The following is a 15,693-nucleotide window of genomic DNA, read 5'->3' on the forward strand; positions in this document are numbered from 1 at the left end:
TGACCGGAGCTAACCGGCCAGCAAGAGGCTTATTTCGCCGGAACCGGTGCCAGCGTGCGATGGCCCGCTTTCGCGCGTGAAGGCGCTTTGTGCACCATGGTGTAGGCATAATCGACGCCCATGCCGTATGCGCCGGAATGCTCTTTCACGATATTCATTACCGCGTCGTACGTTTCGCGGTGTGCCCAGTCACGCTGCCACTCCAGCATCACCTGTTGCCAGGTCACCGGGATCACGCCCGCCTGGATCATGCGCTGCATGGCGTAATCATGCGCCTCTTTCGAGGTGCCGCCGGAGGCATCTGCCACCATATAAATTTCGTAGTCGCCTTCCAGCATGGCGCACAGTGCAAAAGTGTTGTTGCACACTTCGGTCCACAAGCCGGACACCACGACTTTACGTTTGCCGTTGGCTGCCAGCGCATCACGCACTTTCTGGTCATCCCAGGAGTTCATTGAGGTACGTTCCAGAATATCTTTCTCCGGGAACACATCCAGCAGTTCAGGATAGGTGTTGCCGGAGAAACTTTCGGTCTCGACGGTGGTGAAGATGGTCGGAATATTGAACACTTTGGCGGCTTTTGCCAGCGCGACGGTGTTGTTTTTCAGCACCTGGCGGTCAATAGACTGCACACCAAACGCCATCTGCGGCTGGTGATCGATAAAGATTAACTGACAGTTCGCCGGGGTCAGAACTTCAAGCTTCGCGGTAGTCATACAAGCATCCTTAGAGGTTAAAGTGAGGAGTGTTACGTTACGTTCAGACAGCAACTCACGCGCCATCGCTATCGTTGGCTGTATGTTAGGTATCCCTCCCCGGCATAACTATTATCTGAAGGTATAACTATCCTTTCGTATACCTATACGTTCGTATAACTGTTCATTCTTTCCCAACGCTTAGCATAATCCGCCCAGACGCTTATCCGGCCCATGAGGCCGCCAGACTGGAGGAAGTATGGATTCGCTCGTACATGCAGAACTGATATTGCTGAATGGTCAGTTTCATACAGTTGATCGGGAAAACCCGTTCGCCGATGCGGTGGCTATCCGCGACGGAAAATTTGTCCAGGTGGGGACCGAAGCCGAGGTGATGGCTTACCGGGGTGAACGCACAAAAGTGGTGGATCTGAAAGGCCATACGGCGATCCCGGGGCTGAACGACTCGCACCTGCACCTGATCCGCGGCGGGCTTAATTACAACCTTGAACTGCGCTGGGAAGGTGTGCCGTCGCTGGCGGATGCCCTGCGAATGCTGAAAGAACAGGCGCTGCGCACACCTTCTCCGCAGTGGGTGCGCGTGGTGGGCGGCTGGACAGAGTTCCAGTTCGCCGAACGCCGTATGCCAACGCTGGACGAAATTAACGAGGCTGCGCCGGACACGCCGGTGTTTATCCTGCATCTGTACGATCGCGCCCTGCTCAACCGTGCGGCGTTGAAAGTGGTGGGCTACACCAAAGACACGCCTAACCCGCCGGGCGGCGAAATTCAGCGCGACAGCAACGGCAACCCGACCGGGATGCTGATTGCGCGACCAAACGCGATGATCCTCTACGCGACGCTGGCGAAAGGGCCAAAACTGCCGCTGGAGCAGCAGGTCAACTCCACGCGCCAGTTTATGCGTGAACTGAATCGTCTGGGCCTGACCAGCGCCATTGATGCAGGCGGTGGTTTCCAGAACTACCCGGAAGATTACGAAGTGATCGCCGAACTGCACAGCAAACAGCAGATGACCATTCGCATCGCCTATAACCTGTTCACCCAGCGTCCGGGGCATGAGCTGGAAGATTTCGAAAAATGGACCGATATGTTAACGCCAGGCCAGGGCAGCGACTTTTTCCGCCACAACGGCGCGGGTGAAATGCTGGTCTTTTCCGCCGCCGACTTTGAAGATTTCCTTGAGCCGCGCCCGGATCTGGCGCCCGGTATGGAAGATGAACTGGAGCGCGTGGTGCGCCATCTGGTTGAGCACCGCTGGCCGTTCCGCCTGCATGCCACCTATAACGAATCGATCAGCCGCATGCTGGATGTGTTCGAAAAAGTGAACCGCGACATTCCGTTTAACGGTCTGCACTGGTTCTTTGACCATGCGGAAACCATCACCGAAGCCAATATCGAGCGCGTAAAAGCGCTGGGCGGCGGGATTGCGGTCCAGCACCGGATGGCCTTCCAGGGCGAATATTTCGCCGAACGCTACGGCCAGCAGGCCACCAAACAGACGCCGCCGGTAGCGAAAATGCTGGAGGCCGGTTTGCCGGTTGGTCTGGGCACCGACGCCACGCGCGTTGCCAGCTACAACCCGTGGACAGCGCTCTACTGGCTGGTGTCCGGGCGAACGGTTGGCGGTATGCAAATGTACGATCACAGCGCGCGTCTCGATCGTGATACCGCCCTGCTGCTCTGGACGCAAGGCAGCGCGTGGTTCTCCAGCGAACAGGGGAAAAAAGGCCAGATCAAAGTGGGTCAACTGGCCGATCTCGCCATCCTCAGCAAGGACTACTTCCGTGTGCCGGAGGAAGAGATCAAAGGGATTGAATCAGTGCTGACGGTGGTCGGCGGTGAGATTGTTTATGCTGCTGGCGCCTTTGGTCCGCTGGCACCGCCAGCGATCCCGGTATTGCCAGACTGGTCGCCGGTCGTGAAGATCCCAGGTCATTACCGCAGCGCGCCGCCGCAGGCCGCTCGCGTAGGCCAGGCGTCGGGTGTACACCACTGCTCTGGTCCGTGCGGTGTACATATCCATCAACACGATGTTGCACGCGGTTCCGCTATGCCGGTTTCCGATGAGAACGCCTTCTGGGGCGCGCTCGGCTGCAGCTGCTTTGCGTTCTGACATCATGAAAACATCCACTTTCTCAGCTGTTTCGCCCCGCGTTGATGCGGGGCTGTTCTTCCTGCGCCTGACCGGCAGCCTGCTGTTGCTGTATGTGCATGGCCTGCCGAAGGTGCTGCATTTCAGTAACGAACTGGCGCATATCGAAGATCCGTTTGGCCTCGGGCCGTGGATGAGCCTGCTACCGGCGATTTTCGCCGAAGTGGTTTGCCCGCTGCTGATCATCGCCGGTATCGCCACACGGCTGGCCTGTATCCCAATCATCGTGGTGCTACTGGTCGCGATGTTGGTGGTGCATGCGGACTGGTCGCTGGCCGAGGGGCAATTTGGTTGGCTGTTGCTGATTATCTTCACCACTTTGCTGTTAACCGGGCCGGGAAGCTGGCGGCTGCGCGTGGCGGCGAGAGGAGCACTGGCATGACGCAACAAAACGAACTGCACGCAGCGGTGACAGTGTCACCTGATATTGATGCTGCTCCAGCCGCTTCTGCCTGGCAGCCGCTGCGCCAGCGCGTTTTCCGCATGCTATGGATAGCGACGGTGGTATCGAATGTCGGCTCATGGATGAGCGACATCGGCGTGAACTGGACGATGCTCTCACTGAGCGCCGATCCGCTGGCGGTCGCGCTGGTGCAGGCGGCCAGCAGCCTGCCAATGTTCCTGTTCGTGCTGCCGGCTGGCGTGCTGGCGGACATCGTTGAACGGCGCAAGATCCTGCTCTTTTCGCAAGCCTGGACGTTCTGCGCGGCAGCCGGTCTGGCGCTGTTGTCGTTTACCGGGAATGTCACGCCGGAAGTGCTGCTGGCGGCGACGTTTTTACTCAGTACCGGGGCGGCGCTTAGCTCACCGGCTTTCCAGGCGGTGGTGCCGGATCTGGTTGAAAAACGCGAACTGAGCCCGGCGATTGCCCTCAATTCACTGGGCATCAATATCAGCCGCGCGATTGGTCCGGCGCTGGGCGGGCTGCTGCTCTCTTTCGCCGGACCGTGGATGGTGTTCTTTCTGAACGCCCTGTCGGTGCTGGGTGTGGCGTTTGTGCTCTATCGCTGGCAGCCGCAGGTGACTATTCAGCGTCTGCCACCGGAGCATTTCTTTACCGCCATTCGCGGTGGGCTGCGCTATGTTCACGCCGCACCGGTGCTGCGCAATGTGCTGGCGCGTACGGTGGCGTTTTTCCTGTTCGGCAGCGCCGGATGGGCCATGCTGCCGCTGGTGGCGCGCCGCGAGCTGGGCCTCGGACCTGGCGGTTACGGCATCATGCTGGCCTGTATCGGATTCGGTGCGATTTGTGGCGCGGTGCTGCTGCCAAAATTGCGCAAGCGGCTGAATGCCGACCAGATGATGGTGGCCGCCAGTTTGCTGTTTGCCGTCACCATGGTGGCGCTGGCATTTATTCGCCATGTCTGGCTGCTCAACGCCTTTGAGTTTTTTACCGGCTTCGCGTGGATTGCCGTGCTCTCGACGCTGAACGTCGGCGCGCAGCGCAGCGCGGCTCGCTGGGTGAAAGCGCGCGCGCTGGCGGTCTATCTGACGGTGTTCTTCGGCTCAATGACGGTCGGCAGTGCCATCTGGGGCAAGCTGGCGTCGGAATTCGGCGTGACATGGGCACTTTGTGCCGCCACGCTGGGGATGGTGCTGGGAACTGCTACAGTTTTACGTTGGCGGCTGGAAAAAGACGCCGCGCTGGATCTCGACATGGTTGATCCGGCGGGCTTCGCTACCGAAACCGACATTCCGCATGAGCGCGGGCCGGTAATGGTTAGCTGCGAATATCGGGTCTCCCCGCAAGATGCGCATGATTTTGTCTGTGCGATGCAGGAGATGCGCCGCGTGCGCAGGCGTACCGGCGCGATGGGCTGGGCGGTATATGAAGATGCCCACCATGCTGGCCTGTTTGTTGAAACCTGGGTGATGGGATCGTGGATCGAGCATTTGCGCCAGCATGAACGTCACACGGTCAATGACAAACTGATTAGAGAGCGCGTGCTGGCCTTTCATCAGGGTGATGAACCGCCGGTGGTCCGGCATCTGGTCGCGCCCGCGCAACGATAAGCGTTATGCAGTTAAAAACCACAACACAACAATGAGGTAAACACATGAGCACAATCAAGACGCAGGATGGTACTCAGATCTATTACAAAGACTGGGGTGCGGGTAAGCCGGTTCTTTTCAGCCACGGCTGGCCATTAGATGGCGATATGTGGGACAGCCAGCTGAATTTTCTTGCTGAGCGCGGCTACCGGGTGATTGCGTTCGACCGTCGCGGTTTTGGTCGCTCCGATCAGCCGTGGAATGGCTACAACTACGATACCTTTGCTTCCGATATTAACGATCTCATCACTGCGCTGGATCTGCACGATGTGACGCTGGTTGGCTTCTCGATGGGCGGTGGCGACGTTACCCGTTATATCGGCCGCTACGGCAGCGCGCGCGTTGCCGGTCTGGTGCTGCTCGGCGCGGTGACGCCAATTTTTGGCAAAACCGACGATCACCCGCAGGGCGTTGATAAAAGCGTATTCGACGGGATTAAAGCAGGTCTGCTGAAAGATCGCGCCCAGTTTATCAGCGATTTCGCCACGCCGTTTTATGGCCTGAACGCCGGGCAGAAAGTCTCTGACGGTGTGCTGACGCAAACGCTGAATATCGCCCTGCTGGCGTCGCTGAAAGGCACGCTGGATTGCGTTACCGCGTTTGCGGAAACAGACTTCCGCCCGGATGTGGCGAAAGTGGATGTGCCGACGCTGGTTATTCACGGCAGTAACGACCAGGTCGTGCCGTTTGAAGCAACCGGTAAATTATCGGCTGAACTGATTAAAGGCGCGGAACTGAAAGTCTATGAGAATGGCCCGCACGGCTTTGCGGTCACGCATCAGGACCAGTTGAACGCCGATCTGCTGGCGTTTCTGAATAAACTCTAATTGCCCCGGATGTTACCTCAGCCCGGTACGCCATGCGCACCGGGCTTTTTTATCACTTCTTATGGAACAACTGGCTGGCGGTATCGCTCAGCACCTGAACTGCACCGCGATCCCCTTTTACCATCGACGCCATAAACGCTTTCGCCTGTTTCAACGTAATATGCGGCGGCAGCGGCGCGACTTCCGGGTCGGTTTTCACCTCCAGCACCACCGGGCGATCGGCCTGCAAAGCTTGCTGCCATGCGCCAGACAGCGCCTCTGGCGTATCCACAAAAATTCCCTGTAATCCCAGCGATTTGGCAAACTCGGCATACCTCACATCCGGCAGTTGCTGCGTCGCTTCAAAACGCGGATCGCCCTCCATCACTCGCTGCTCCCAGGTGACCTGGTTTAGATCCTGGTTGTTGAACACGCAGATGATTAAGCGGGGATCCTGCCACTGTTGCCAGTATTTCTGAATGGTGATGAGTTCGGCCATATTGTTCATTTGCATGGCGCCATCGCCCACCAGCGCCACCACCGGTTTTTCCGGCGCGGCAAATTTCGCGGCAATGGCATACGGCACCGCTGCACCCATACAGGCCAGCCCGCCGGAAAGCGAGGCGCGCTGCCCCTGCTTAACGCGATAGTCGCGGGCGAACCAGTTCGCGCAGGAACCGGAATCCGAGGTGACAATCGCATTGTCCGGCAACAACGGCGACATTTCCCACACCACGCGTTGCGGGTTGACCGGCTTCGCAGGCGCCATGGCGCGCTGCTCCATCAGTTGCCACCAGTCACGCACCTGGCGGGCAATCTCCTCCTGCCAGCTACGATCGCTTTTGTGCGTCAGTAACGGGAGCAACGCGCGCAGGGTTTCGGCTGCATCACCGTGCAAATTGACTTCGCAGGGGTAGCGCAGACCAAGCATTGCCGGGTCAATATCGATTTGCACGGCGCGCGCCTTGCCCTCCGGCGGCAGAAACTCCGTCCACGGAAAACCGCTCCCGATCATCAGTAACGTGTCGCACTCCTGCATCAGCTTCCACGACGGTTCCGTGCCCAGCAGACCAATGGAGCCGGTGACGAACGGCGCATCATCGGGCAGCACATCTTTGCCGAGCAGAGCTTTCGCCACGCCTGCGCCCAGTAAATTTGCTGTTTGCACCACTTCCACCGCCGCGTTGCGGGCACCCGCGCCAATCAATATCGCTACTTTTTTCCCGGCGTTCAGCACCTCCGCCGCCCTTTGCAGGTCGGTTTCATGTGGGATCACGCGCGGTCGCTGGTAACCCGAACCTGAATGGGTAAATCCGTGCGCGTGCTGGGGCGGTTGCCAGGCTTCATCCTGCACATCTTTGGGGATGATCACCACGCCAACGCCGTTTTGCGCCATGGCCACACGAACACCGCGATCGACCAGATGGCGGACTTGCGCGGGCGATGCTGCTTCCTGCACGAAGTTGGCGACATCGGCGAAAACGCGATCCAGGTTCATCTCCTGCTGATAACTGGCACCGCGCGCGGTAGTTTCCGCCTGCCCGGTGATGGCCAGCACCGGCGCGTGATCCATTTTGGCGTCATACAAGCCGGTGAGCAGATGCGTGGCGCCCGGACCACCTGTTGATAAGCAGACCCCCAGTTCACCGGTGAACTTCGCGTGACCGACCGCCATAAACGCGGCCATCTCTTCATGGCGAACCTGGATAAATTCAATCCCGTCGCCTGCTTTATTAGCGCGCTGGATAGCGCCCAGCACACCGTTGATGCCATCGCCTGGATAACCGTAAATGCGAGTCACGCCCCATTCTTTAAGACGCTGAACAAAGAAATCACTGGTTTTCATGCTCACTGTACTTTCTCCTTGCGAATTGGTAACAGTCTTTAAGGGTAGACGACGCTCGCCGCTGACCGACCTGTTATCATTCTGATAAATACAAAAAGGAGAAGAGAGAAATGGCGCTGATAGTTAAACACGAAGTGACCGAGCAGGATCAGCAGGAACTCTTTACCGGCTTGCGCCGCTACAATCAGCAGTTTGTTAATCTGAGCGAATGGGCGCATCTGGGCGTCTATTTTCGCGATGAAAATGGCGTCATGCAGGGCGGTTTGATCGCCCGCCAGGAAGGTGGATGGCTGAATATCCACTATTTATGGGTTCATGAGGATCGGCGTGGCAGCGGGCTTGGCAAAGAACTGATGCAGCGCGCCGCGCAGGAAGCGTTAACGCTGGGTTGCCACCATGCGCTGGTGGATACCTTCAGTTTTCAGGCTCTGCCTTTCTATCAAAAGCTCGGTTATGCATTGCAAATGTCACTGCCGGATTATCCGCACACCGGCATGCAGCGCCACTATCTAACGAAATCCCTTTGCTGATATTCAACCTGGTTGCCGTAACAACGCCTCTGTTGCGGCAACTGCGCGGTCGCGCCCTTCTATTTTCGCCTGGTAAAGCGCTTTGTCTGCGCCCTCTTTCAGCCGAATGGCATCATCGTAATTCGCATCGGCAATCAGGCTGTAACACCCTGCGCTGATGGTGACAACATTGTCTTGTCCGCTGGTTTTGGTGTGCGGAATTTTGGCGCTGCGCACCAACGCAACAGCCTGACGCGCGACAAACAGCGCACCTTCCGGGCCGGTATCGGGCAGGATAATGGCAAACTCTTCGCCGCCATAACGGGCAATCAAATCGTGACTGCGCACTTTCAGTTTGGCAATAATTTCGCCGACCATTCGCAGGCAGTTATCCCCGGCAACGTGGCCGTAAAAATCGTTATAACGCTTGAAATAGTCGATATCGAGCATGATAAGCGAGACGGGTTTTTGCGTTACTGCCGAGGCTTTCAGGCTTTTTGCCAGAAACAGATCGAACTGGCGGCGGTTGGCAAGCCCGGTCAACCCGTCGGCCAGCGCCATCAGTTGCAAGGTGTGGTTGATGCTGGTCAGTTCATCCCGCAGGACGGCAAGTTCAGTCTGGTTGCGCACATTAAGCCTGACCTGGCGGAAGATGATCGCCCCCATCAGCAACGTGCCCAGCAACAGCAAAGCGTTAAGCACCAGATCCGGCAGGCTGTCTTTTAGCCAGCTATGCCACAGTGCGGGTTTGTCATAACCCGCCGCTACCACCAGCGGATAGCGCTCCAGCCGGGCGAACCCATAAATGCGCTCAATGTGATCCAGTGCGGAAATCCAGGTGCCATTGCCCCGGTCTTTTTTCGCCAGCTCGCGGGTAAATAACGGGCTGGCAGAGAGATTGCGGTTGATGATTTCATCGCCATAGGGGCGCACATACACGGCGGTGCCATCGGTATTGACCAGCGCCAGTTGGTCGCGGCTTTGCAACTCAAAATAGCCATAAAAATGGCGGAAATAGTCGATTTTTACCGTTGCCAGCAGAACTCCAGCAAAACCGCCGGAACTGTCGCTGATGCGCAGCGATACCGGGATCACCAGATCGCCGGTTGAGCGGCTGCGAATAACATGGCCGATGTGAATACTGCCGTGGCCGTTACGGCGGTGGTAGACAAAATATTCGCGGTCGCTGTTGTTCGACATCACCGGCATTTTGCCAAACGAGGTGGCTTTCATATTGCCCTGGGTGTCGTAAACCATCAGCCCATGCAACTGCGGTAACCGCTCTGCCAGCTCTGCGAGATAAACGCCGAACTGGTTGACATCAATGCCTTCAATGCTGTCTGTTGGCAGGTTGCGGCGAATGTCCCGCAGCACCAGTTCCGTTTGCAAAAAGGTATCTTCCGCCTGGCGCGCCTGGGAAACTGAAAGGTTAATCGCATCGCGTTCACTGTCTTCGACGACGCGTTCCCATGCCCGCGATAGCGTCCATGCGCTGGTCGCGCTGCCAGCGAGTAACAGACCAACCATAAAAAAAGTGATACTGCGCCCGAGGGAGGAATGGAGCGCCAGCGCCCGCGCAACACGTCTTTTGAATTTCATCACTCCCCCGCAACCACATCCACTGTTATTCAGTTAAGCATAGAAGAACGATGATTTATAAGCCAAATAACGCAGGGGTTTGCGCTATTTCCGGCGGAATACGCGCGGCGCAGGCAAAAAAAGGAGAATACCGCGAGGATCCTCCTTATGTGTGAGATTGGCCGGAAAAGATTAGATTTTGTGAAGAATGCGCTGTGGCCAGTTAATTGCCGAAACACCATTAAGCATCGGGCGGGCGAACAAGAACCCCTGGAAGCGCTGAATGCCAACGGCCTCCAGCCAGCACCACTCTTCCACTTTTTCCACCCCTTCGGCGACGACGGTAATTTGCAGTTCGGCGCAGCAATCGAGAATGGCTTTCACAATAGCCTGTTTCGGGCCATGCAGATGAATGTCGGTGACAATGGTGCGGTCGATTTTTAGCTTGTCTGGCTGGAATTTCGCCAGCAATGACAGCCCGGCAAAACCGGAACCAAAATCGTCAATCGCCAGACCAATGCCGGCGGCGCGCAGCTGGCGGATGGCCCAGGTAAACTCTTCGTAACCGGAAATCACTTCATCTTCTGTCACTTCGACGATGATCTGTCCGGGGTTAAGCTGGTTGCGTGTGATGTGATTAAGCAGAATGTCCACCGCGCCGGGAATTTTGACCAGTGACATTGGTAGTAAGTTAATGGCGACTTTGTGGTTGCCAATGCCGAGGCGACGCGCCATGGCCAGCGCCCAGCCTTTCGATGCCAGGTCGGCTTCGTGCAGCTTGTTTGGCGCAATCGTTGCGAAATACTCCTGCGGGCTGCCGCCATCCGGCCCACGGATCAGGGCTTCCAGTGACGAAATATTGCCGCGCAACGGTTCGATAATGGGCTGGAAGGCAAACTGGCACGGCTGCTCATGAAATATCGGGGTATCACTGGCGAAAGGTGATGTTTTGATGGCGAAACGCCACTGTTCGGGCGATGTGTTACGCACCCCGCCATTGGTGTTGGGCGAGGCGATAAAGGTGCGAATAAATTTGTAGACCCGATCATTGCTGGCCAGCTTATATTTCAGCGTGCCAAAGCGGAGGATCGCGCGTAGCGCGACGGCTGGTTTCATCACCCGCAAGTCGAACAACACCATTCCCCGGTCAACAAAGCGGCGGCGCGGCGCGAAATCACGCAGCAGCTCGACCACGTTACCGTGACGGGGATCGTCGCCAATCCGCTCATACACCGCGTTAACCGATGCCTGCGGCCCCTCAAGAACCTGTAAAAAATGATCGCCGTCGAACAGTAAAATTCCCGTTACATGCAATTGCGCGTTGCGCAGGCTTGCTCTCTCGACAAGGCCTGCCAGTTGTGAGGGATCTAATGTTCGATTCAGTCGGCTACGGTAAATCAAAGTCGCTAACACGAAATGCTACCCTCAGAATGCCCACAGAAAGCCCGATTAAAAATACGCCATTTCGGAGTCTATCAGCGGTTGAGGATTCCCGTCCGTCAAATAAGGGGCAATCTGTTAGCGTTCTCGTTGGCTTAAAATTGTCAAACGTGCGCGATAGCCATGGCGAATATGCTCGCAGGCGATTTCCTGCGCTGCGGCACTATCACGTCGCGACAGCGCGTCAACAATGGCCTGGTGTTCGCGTTTGGACTCTTCGGTACGCTCTTTCAGTTCGTAGGTGGTGCTGCGCAATAACGACAAATGGATGCGTAAGTTGTCCAGCATTTCATTGAGATAGGGATTGTGTGTCGCGCGGTAGATTTGGCGGTGGAACATGCGGTTGTGGTCGTGCAGTGCTTTGCTGTCGGTGAGTGAGGCTTCGGCGTGAACCATCTCCTGTAGCAGTGCGATTTCCGCGTCAGAGGCGGCATTGACTGCCAGCGCCATCGCCAGCCGCTCAAGCCCTTCGCGTACATCGAACAACTGACGCAAACGCTCGTAACTGATATGGGCGATGATGAGCCCGCGTTGCGGTCCCGGTTCGGCAAGCCCGAGTGTTTCCAGGCGGTGGAGCGCTTCACGTATCGGCGTTCGGCTCAGGCCAAACTGCTCTGCCAGTCGCGTCTCCTGCAAACGCTCTCCCGGCAGCAACTCTCCCGCTTCAATGGCGGAAATAAGAATTTCAAACGGCGTTAAGCCCGCATCGCGACCCGTCGATTTCACGTTTTAGCTCCTTTCGTATGTACTGATGATGGCTTTGCAAAGTCTGCACCCTGCCGTCGTTCATCTTGCCACACTAACGGGGAGGCTTTTGCATTTTTTATTCTTTGCTTTTTTAAAAAACATCTTTTGACGTTTACGAAATCGCTGCTATGTTTATTTTAAATTCATTGTATACAAATGAATTCAACAATACACAAAACGAATATTTGCTTTTTATTTTGTAAGCCAACACCGTATTTGCAAGTCAACACCAGGGAAACTGTGTTTTACCATGACAATGAAAGCAGAAACTGCATTAACCCGTGGAGAACAGCTAAGCCATTTTATCAGCCATGCTAATCAACTCGTTGTGCCGCCTGCCGTGCGGCACGAAGCAAAACGCGCATTAATTGATTTTCTCGGCGTGGCGATCGGTGCCGTTAATGACGATGCCGTTCACGCTGTTCGCCAGGTGGCGAAAAAATGGAACGCCGCCGGTGATGCGCGAATTTTCCTTTCTGCTACTACCACCCCTGCACTTGCCGCATTAGTCAACGCCACCATGGCACACGCCGCTGATTACGACGATACCCATCCAGCGGGCGCAGGCCACCCCGGCGGGCCGTGCTGGTCAACGGCGCTGGCGATGGCGCAGGCGCATCCGGTTGACGAGGAACAGATCCTGCTGGCCTTCATCACCGGTTTTGAAGTGATGGCGAAACTGGGCGGCGGCTGGGTGCCGGGCGTTGGACGTAACCTGCAACGTCGTGGTTTTCACCCTACTTCTGTTGTCGGTCGCGCCGGCGCGGCAGCTGTTGCAGCGGCGATTTTGCGTCTTTCCGAAGAACAGGTTCGCAACGCGTTAGGCGCGGCGGCAACCATGATGGGCGGTTTGCAGAAATCTTCCGGCACCCACGGAAAACCGTTTCACGCCGGGAAAGCGGCAATGGACGGTATTCTGGCGGCTGAACTGGCAGCGGAAAATTTTGTCGGTGCCCACCATTTTTATGAAGCTGACGGCTGGGTAAAAATCTTTATCCAGGATGGCAGCGCGGAAATTCCCCCGCTTGATTTCGGCGAGAGCTGGGAACTGCTCACCAACGGCTACAAGCTCTATGCCAGTTGCCGTGGTACGCACGCTTCCATTGAAACCGCACGTAAACTCTACCCACAATTGCAGGGGCGCACTATCACCCGAATTTCGGCAAAAGTGCACCCGATGGGCATGGTTAACGCCGGAATTATGGATCCGCGTACGCCGCTGGAGAGTAAATTCAGTATTCCTCACTGTATCACCCTCGCCTTAAGCGGCTACGCGCTGACAGATACCGATTTCACGCAGGCGACGGTTGATGATCCGCGACCGCGCGCGCTGCTGCCGCTGCTCGAAGTCGAAGCGGTTGACGGGCAGTCCGCCAGTTCCGCCTTTATTGACGTCTGGCTGGATGATGGCAGCGTGTTACATGCGCATACGGATGTCTATCGCGGCCACGCGCAAAATCCACTGAGCGATGACGAGTTGCGCGCCAAATTTGACGCCCTCACCGTCCCTGTCCTCGGCGCGGCGCGAAGCGCACAATTATATGACGCCGCCCTGCACTTTGAGCGCCCGGGTTCACTGGCGCGCATCACCGGATTACTTGCCGGCGACCACTAATTCTTTTTTGTACAGGAAATCTGTTCATGACCATTGCCCGACAACTTGCCGGTAATTTACTGGCGTTCTCCCGGCAGGCTTTCCCGCAGGCCGCGTACGCCCAGGCGCGTACCGCGATAATTGATACGTTAGGTGTGACGCTTGCCGGCGGTGTGCAGGATGGCTCGCGCAAACTGCGTGCGGTGATTGTCCCTTCTGCCGCGACCGGCAACAGCCGCGTATTTGGCACCGACCTGAAGCTGAACGCGCTCGATGCCGCCCTGCTAAATGGCGTCTCTTCGCACCTGCTTGATTTTGATGATTCCAACTCCTGGCTGCACGGCCATATTTCTGTCGCCGTTTTACCTGCGCTGCTGGCGCTGGCGGATGAGCTGGACATCAATGGCGAAGCGGTGCTGCGTGCTTATATTACCGGCTATGAAACCGCGGTGCGCATGGGTAAAGCCGTGAGCCCGTTTCAGTACCGTCATGGCTGGCATCCGACCACCACGGTTGGTGTTTTCGCCGGTGTGGCGGCCTGCGCGGTGGCACTCGATCTTAATGAAGAGCAAACCGCAACGGCGCTGGCGATGACCGCTTCGCTCGCCAGCGGCATTAAGTCGAATTTCGGTACGGAAACCAAAGCCCTGGCGGTCGGTCAGGCGGCGCGCAGCGCTGTGATGGCCTGCAAACTGGCAAAAGAGGATTTCAGCGCAGGCGCTAATGCGTTCGAGCATCATCAGGGGTATTTCCACGTTTATAACGGCCAGGCGAATGTCGACCCGCTACCGTTAACTGAAAACTGGGATGCAACGCCGTTTATTCTCGATACCGTGAAGAGTAACAATTACAAATACTTCCCATGCTGTTACGCTATTTTGTCGCCGCTGGATGGCGTGCTGGCGCTGCGTGAGGAAACCGGGTTGCAGCCGCATGAGATTGAACATATCGAGGTGAAAGTTCACCCGATCCGCTTCCCGCATATCAATATTCCGCAGCCGGAAAATCCGCTGGCGGGTAAATTCAGCCTGCATTATTGCGTGGCGCGTGCGTTTGTCACCGGCACCCTGACGCTGGATGATTTTATCGACGACGCGCGTTTTCAGGATCCGGCGACACAGACGTTAATGCAGAAAGTGACGCTGGAGCACCATGACGAAGAGATTACACACAGCGCCTTCGTCACGCTGACCACCGTCGACGGGCGGCAGTTTGCCTTGCGGGTCGCCGGGGCACGGGGTTCCAGCCCGGCAATCCCGCTGCCGGATAACTTGATTGAACAGAAATTCCTTGATTGCGCCAGCCGCATTCTGCCAGCGGCAGAGGCTCAGGCGCTGTATCATCGCCTGCTGCAGGATGATTTTCGTTAAACGGATGTGAGTATGACACTGACGTTGATTCCGCCGGAGATTTCCCCGTTATTTGCCGGGGTGATGGTGTTTTGCAGTTTTCTGACCTCGGCGCTGACGGCCGCCATGGGCCTCGGCGGCGGCACGGCGCTGCTGGCGATCATGGGGCTGGGGATGCCGGTGAGCAGCCTGATGCCGGTACACGGCATGGTGCAGCTTGGTTCCAATTTTAGCCGGACGCTGATTCAGCGCGTCCATGTGGTGTGGCCGCTGGTGCTGTGGTTTTTGCTGGGTAGCGCAGTCGGTATTGCCGTTGGCGCACCGGTTGCGGCGGTGATCCCGGACAGTATCGCCCGCATTGCGCTGGGGTTGTTTATTCTCTGGTCGGTACTGCGTAAACGCGGCGAACAGAAACCGCTGAGCCGTCCGTTGTTTATTATTGGCGGCGCGGTGAGTAGTCTTGGAACGATGATTGTTGGCGCAACCGGGCCGATGGTCGCCGGGCTTATCAGTTCTCAAGGGCTAAAACGCCAGCCGCTGATTGCCACACATGCGACCTGCATGGTGTTGCAACACGGGTTAAAGATCCTCGCTTTCGGGCTGATGGGCTTTGCCTGGGCCAGTTGGTTACCGGTACTGGCGGCAATGATTATCAGCGGCGCGCTGGGTACCTGGCTGGGAACGCGGGTGCTGGATAACGTACCGGAGCGGCTGTTCCGCATACTGTTTCGCATTACCATGATCCTGCTCAGCGCACAGTTGCTGTGGCAAGGTGTGCGGGGATGGCTGCAATAATTCGATCGTCGGTTTCTGGATATGCTTTACTGAATTCGTTCTTTGCTAAAGAGGTCATGGATGAGGAACATACGTATACAAACGGATATGTTAGTGAAATCAGTAATAA

The 15,693-nt window shown here is 56.8% G+C and carries 13 protein-coding genes; 8 read left to right on the forward strand and 5 right to left on the reverse strand.

Going from position 1 to position 15,693, the window contains the following annotated elements:
• Nucleotides 1–29: 29 nt before the first annotated feature.
• Nucleotides 30–716 (reverse strand): hydrolase, encoded by a 687-nt coding sequence (locus ACFX4U_RS02225; protein WP_016496081.1) that lies wholly within the window; start codon nt 714–716, stop codon nt 30–32.
• Between the two features lie 238 nt (nt 717–954).
• Between ACFX4U_RS02225 and ACFX4U_RS02230 the strand changes: the two genes are divergently transcribed.
• The 4 genes from ACFX4U_RS02230 to ACFX4U_RS02245 are packed head-to-tail and all read left to right on the forward strand — an operon-like array spanning nt 955 to nt 5,747.
• On the forward strand, nt 955–2,829 hold the full coding sequence (locus ACFX4U_RS02230) for an amidohydrolase (RefSeq protein ID WP_200551013.1): 1,875 nt from the start codon (nt 955–957) through the stop codon (nt 2,827–2,829).
• A gap of 4 nt (nt 2,830–2,833) precedes the next feature.
• Nucleotides 2,834–3,250 carry a DoxX family protein gene (locus tag ACFX4U_RS02235; RefSeq protein WP_313506933.1) on the forward strand — a complete coding sequence of 139 codons (417 nt, stop codon included), beginning with the start codon at nt 2,834–2,836 and terminating at the stop codon, nt 3,248–3,250.
• Complete coding sequence (locus tag ACFX4U_RS02240; RefSeq protein WP_313506932.1) at nt 3,247–4,881, forward strand: MFS transporter; 1,635 nt, start codon at nt 3,247–3,249, stop codon at nt 4,879–4,881. Before ACFX4U_RS02235 ends, ACFX4U_RS02240 begins: the two co-directional genes overlap by 4 nt.
• 44 nt (nt 4,882–4,925) lie before the next feature.
• On the forward strand, nt 4,926–5,747 hold the full coding sequence (locus ACFX4U_RS02245) for an alpha/beta fold hydrolase (RefSeq protein WP_017456797.1): 822 nt from the start codon (nt 4,926–4,928) through the stop codon (nt 5,745–5,747).
• Nucleotides 5,748–5,799: 52 nt separating this feature from the next.
• On the opposite strand, the gene ACFX4U_RS02250 is transcribed toward ACFX4U_RS02245, so the two are convergent.
• The gene (locus tag ACFX4U_RS02250) at nt 5,800–7,578 is read right to left on the reverse strand and encodes a thiamine pyrophosphate-requiring protein (RefSeq protein WP_305736079.1); all 1,779 of its coding nucleotides are present in this window, start codon (nt 7,576–7,578) and stop codon (nt 5,800–5,802) included.
• 104 nt (nt 7,579–7,682) lie between these two features.
• Here ACFX4U_RS02250 and ACFX4U_RS02255 point away from each other — a divergent pair, with 104 nt between their 5' ends.
• A complete protein-coding gene (locus ACFX4U_RS02255; protein ID WP_305736078.1) occupies nt 7,683–8,102 on the forward strand; it encodes a GNAT family N-acetyltransferase in 420 nt (139 codons plus the stop codon).
• A 3-nt stretch (nt 8,103–8,105) separates the two neighbouring features.
• Here ACFX4U_RS02255 and ACFX4U_RS02260 read toward each other — a convergent pair whose 3' ends face one another.
• The 3 genes from ACFX4U_RS02260 to ACFX4U_RS02270 form a co-directional block, all read right to left on the reverse strand.
• Nucleotides 8,106–9,680 (reverse strand): sensor domain-containing diguanylate cyclase, encoded by a 1,575-nt coding sequence (locus ACFX4U_RS02260; protein WP_313506928.1) that lies wholly within the window; start codon nt 9,678–9,680, stop codon nt 8,106–8,108.
• Nucleotides 9,681–9,851: 171 nt separating this feature from the next.
• Nucleotides 9,852–11,072: a diguanylate phosphodiesterase gene (locus tag ACFX4U_RS02265; protein ID WP_313506927.1), complete on the reverse strand. Its 1,221-nt coding sequence runs from the start codon at nt 11,070–11,072 to the stop codon at nt 9,852–9,854.
• Between the two features lie 105 nt (nt 11,073–11,177).
• Nucleotides 11,178–11,825 carry a GntR family transcriptional regulator gene (locus ACFX4U_RS02270; protein WP_305736075.1) on the reverse strand — a complete coding sequence of 216 codons (648 nt, stop codon included), beginning with the start codon at nt 11,823–11,825 and terminating at the stop codon, nt 11,178–11,180.
• Between the two features lie 271 nt (nt 11,826–12,096).
• On the opposite strand from ACFX4U_RS02270, the gene ACFX4U_RS02275 reads away from it, so the two are divergent.
• Genes ACFX4U_RS02275 through ACFX4U_RS02285 form a run of 3 tightly spaced genes read left to right on the forward strand, consistent with a single transcriptional unit; the run spans nt 12,097 to nt 15,584 of the window.
• A complete protein-coding gene (locus ACFX4U_RS02275; RefSeq protein WP_313506926.1) occupies nt 12,097–13,461 on the forward strand; it encodes an MmgE/PrpD family protein in 1,365 nt (454 codons plus the stop codon).
• 26 nt (nt 13,462–13,487) lie between these two features.
• Entirely contained in the window at nt 13,488–14,810 is a 1,323-nt protein-coding gene (locus tag ACFX4U_RS02280; RefSeq protein WP_313506925.1) for an MmgE/PrpD family protein, read from the forward strand.
• 12 nt (nt 14,811–14,822) lie between these two features.
• Entirely contained in the window at nt 14,823–15,584 is a 762-nt protein-coding gene (locus tag ACFX4U_RS02285; RefSeq protein WP_017456805.1) for a sulfite exporter TauE/SafE family protein, read from the forward strand.
• Nucleotides 15,585–15,693: the final 109 nt, after the last annotated feature.

Source organism: Kosakonia sp. YIM B13588, from assembly GCF_042788165.1.
GTDB lineage: Bacteria > Pseudomonadota > Gammaproteobacteria > Enterobacterales > Enterobacteriaceae > Kosakonia > Kosakonia sacchari.